2 protein-coding genes are annotated in these 3,922 nt (G+C 69.3%); both read left to right on the forward strand.

Features of this window, described 5'->3' with window-relative positions:
- Positions 1-2,474: DUF2339 domain-containing protein (locus tag N5E02_RS20420; protein WP_279946697.1), on the forward strand; the 2,474-nt coding region annotated here is incomplete at its 5' end.
- Complete coding sequence (locus tag N5E02_RS20425; protein WP_111201926.1) at positions 2,471-3,847, forward strand: DUF3999 domain-containing protein; 1,377 nt, start codon at positions 2,471-2,473, stop codon at positions 3,845-3,847. The genes N5E02_RS20420 and N5E02_RS20425, both read left to right, overlap by 4 nt.
- Positions 3,848-3,922: the final 75 nt, after the last annotated feature.

The raw sequence follows: 3,922 nt of genomic DNA on the forward strand, positions 1-3,922 counted from the left end.
CCGATCCACCGTTCCTGCGGCCGGCCGCCGCTGCTGCTGCGCCTCAGCCCCCGCAGCCACCGGTGCGCGAAGCAACGCCCACCGAGGTGCCTGTCCCCCGTCCTGCTGCGCCACCGCCGGTGCCGCCGGTGCCGGTGCAGCCGCCGCTGCCTTCCGAACCGGAACTGCCCAATGTCATCGAGCGTGGCATCGGTGCGGTCAAGCGCTGGTTCACCGAAGGCAACGTGCCGGTCAAGATCGGCATGCTGGTGCTGCTGGCCGGTGTCGCAGCGCTGCTGAAGTACGTCAGCGACCAGGGCTGGCTGGTGCTGCCGATCGAACTGCGCCTTGCCGGCATCACCGCGGCTGCGCTGGGCCTGCTGGCCTTCGGTTGGCACCAGCGTGAACGCCGGCGGCTGTTTGCCCTGGCGCTGCAGGGCGGTGCCATCGGCGTACTGCTGCTGACCATCTTCGCGGCGTTCAAGCGCTTCGACCTGATTCCGCCGGCCTTTGCCTTTGCCAGTTCGATCGCACTTGTGGCCGGGCTGTGCGTGCTGGCGGTGGTGCAGAACTCGCGCACGCTGGCCGTACTGGGCATCCTGGCCGGCTTCATGGCACCGCTGTGGCTGTCCACCGGCAGTGGCAACCACGTGGGGCTGTTCAGCTATTACGCCGTGCTCAATGCGGGCATCTTCGCCATCGCCTGGTTCCGCCCGTGGCGCGCGCTGAACCTGCTGGGCTTCGCCTTCACCTTCGGCATCGGCACCTTCTGGGGCGTGCTGCAGTACGCACCGGACAAGTTCAGCAGCACTGAGCCGTTCCTGGCGCTGTTCTTCGTGTTCTACCTGCTGATTCCGCTGCTGTACGCGCGTCGCCAGCCGGCCGGCCGGCGCGACCTGATCGATGGCAGCCTGGTGTTCGGCACGCCGCTGGTCGCGTTCTCGCTGCAGGCAGGCATGCTGCACGCGCAACCGATGACGCTGGCACTGTGCGCGCTGGGCCTGGCGGCGATCTACGCGGTGTTGGCCCGGGCGCTGATCGCACGTGCGTCGTACACCGTGCTGGCGCAGTCGCATGCCGTGCTCGCGGTGGGTTTCGCCACGCTGGCGGTGCCGCTGGCATTGTCGGCGCGCGCCACGGGCGCCGTGTTTGCACTGGAAGGCGCTGGCCTGGCGTGGTTGGGGCTGCGCCAGAAGCGGTGGCTGCCGCAGGTCTCCGGCGCGTTGCTGCAGATCGGCGCCGCATTCGCCTTCGTTGCCGGTGGCGACCACTGGCACGAAGACCTGCGCTTCCTGATCAACCCGACCGCCGTTGGCGCGCTGTTGCTGGCCCTGGCCGGCTTCGCGTCGGCGTGGAGCTACCAGCGCAGGCCGCGTCATGAGGTCGCACTGGTGTATTACCTGTGGGGCCTGCTGTGGTGGCTGGGCGGCCTGGTCCATGAGATCACCCGCTTCTTCCCGTACCGCACCGAAGTGGACGCGTTGCTGGTGCTGGCCGCGGTCACTGCCTGGCTGGCGGCCGAAGCGCAGCGTCGCCAGCCGGCGCGTGCGCTGGGCGTGACCGCGCTGGCCATGCTCGCGCTGGGCTTCCCGCTGGCCCTGATGCAGAGCGATGCACACCACCAGCCGTTCGCCGGCCACGGCGCGCTGGCCTGGGCGGTGTTCGCGGTACTGGGCGTGCGTACCCTGCTGTGCCTGCGCCAAGGCGGCGATACCGTGGCCCGCATCGCGCAGTTCCTGTGGTGGCTGCTGTGGCCGTCGCTGCTTTCGTTGCTGGCCTTGTGGGGTAGTGGCGAGGCCGGCCTGGCGCAGGGTTGGACGACCCTGCTGGTGACCTTGCCGTGGCTGCTGATGGCGGCGCTGTCGCTGTGGCGCTGGAACGCATTGCGCTGGCCGCTGGGCGCGGCATTCGACAGCGCGCGCGTCCCGCTGCAGTGCGTGCTGTTCGGCCTGCTGGCGATCGGTTGGCTGCTGGGCCAGCTGCTGCCGGGCGACGCCGCACCGCTGCTGTGGCTGCCGGTGCTGAATCCGGCCGAGATCGGCCAGTGGCTGAGCCTGCTGCTGCTGGCGCGCTGGCTGTACGGCAGTGAGGCACCGCAGGCATTGCTGAACATCCGCATGCCGCTGCTGGCACTGGCGGCCTTCCTCGCGTTGACCAGCCTGGTGCTGCATGGCGTGCACCAATGGGGTGGACTGGCGTGGAATGCCTCGATGATGCGCTTCAGCCTGGCGCAGACCAGCCTGACCGTGTTGTGGAGCGTGCTGGGTGTGATTGCCTGGGTGTGGGGTTCGCGTCGCAGCCAGCGTGTGTTGTGGATGGTCGGTGCCGTGCTGATGGGCGTGGTGCTGGCCAAGCTGGTTATTGTCGATCGCCAGCACCTGGGCAACCTGCTGGGCATCGCATCGTTCATCGCCTACGGCCTGCTGTGCACGGTCGTGGGTTATCTGGCACCGGCACCGCCAAGCGCGGCGCCGACCGTGGAGGAAACGCAATGAGGAAGTGGAGCAGGGCGCTGCTGCCGGCGATGTTCGGCATGCTGGCCGCCGTCGTGGTACAGGCGGCTGATTACCGCACGCAGTATGCCGAGCAATGGCCGCTCACATTGTCCAGTGCGCAGTCCGGTGCCTACCGTATCGTGCTGGAGCCGGCGATCTACCGCCGTGCCGTGACCGCCGATCTCAGCGATCTGCAAGTGTTCAACGCGGCCAGCCAGTTGTTGCCGTCGGCACTGCTGGCGCCGGACCAGCCGCTGGCGCAGTCGCCGGTGCAGCGTGAACTGCCGTGGTTCGTGCTGCCGCCGCTGGCCGATGCACAGCGCAACGACCTGCAGCTGCTGACCGAGCGTGATACCGATGGGCGCGTGCGCCGGGTCGAAGCGCGGGTGGGTGGCGGGGCAGGGTCGAGCGGGCAGGGCGGCTGGCTGATCGACGCCAGCATGCTCGATCAGCAGCCGCTGGCGGCACTGGTGCTGGACTGGAACGACAGCGGCCAGCCGCTGCAGGTGCAGGTGCAGCTGGATGCCAGTGACGACCTGCAGCACTGGCGATCGATTGGCCGCGACGTGCCGCTGGTGGATCTGCAGCGCGCCGGCAAGCGCCTGCTGCAGCGCCGCCTGCAGGTGGACGGCGCTGCACGCTACCTGCGCATCCTGGCGCAGGGCGACTCGCGCCTGCCGACCCTGCGCGGCGTACTGGCGGAACTGCCGCCAGCTCCGGCCACGCTGCCCTGGGAATGGCTGTCGCTGGAGCCGACGTCGTCGGGCAAGGGCGAGTACACCTTCGAGATGGATGGCCGGTTCCCGGTGGCACGTGCCGATGTCGCCAGCACCGATAACAGCCTGGTGCAATGGACGCTGTTCAGCCGCGATGACGAGAGTGCGGAATGGCAACGTCGCAGCGCGCCGTGGATCGCCTACCAGGTGCAGCAGGGCACGCAGGGCCAGCGCCAGCAGTCGGCGGCACAGCCGCTGGGCGGGGTGCACCGCGACCGCTACTGGAAACTGGTGGCGAATCCGGCGGAAACCGCCACCGCGCCGACGCTGCGCCTGGGTTACCAGCCGGAAGTGCTGGTGTTCCTGAGCCAGGGTGCGGCGCCCTACGCACTGGCGGTGGGCAGCGCGACCGCGCGCCGCACGGACGCGCCGATCGGGGTGCTGATCGAGGAACTTCGGCAGCGCAACGATCCTTCGTGGCAGCCAACACTGGCGCGCCTGGAAGGCAGCCCGGAGCCGCTGGCCGGCGATGCGGCGCTGAAGCCGCAGCGCGATTGGAAATCGTGGTTGCTGTGGGCGTTGCTGGGCCTGGGCGTACTGGTGGTGGGTGGCCTGGCGCTCAGCCTGCTTCGGCAGAAGCCTGCGCCTTCGGCGTAGGTTCCGGCGAACGGCGCAGCCCCTCGTGGGTGGGGTTGGTCGTGCAAAGCAAAAGCAAAAGCCGCGCTTGGCCGG

The sequence above is a fragment of the Stenotrophomonas sp. GD03777 genome (assembly GCF_029842485.1).
GTDB classification, from domain to species: Bacteria; Pseudomonadota; Gammaproteobacteria; order Xanthomonadales; family Xanthomonadaceae; genus Stenotrophomonas; species Stenotrophomonas sepilia.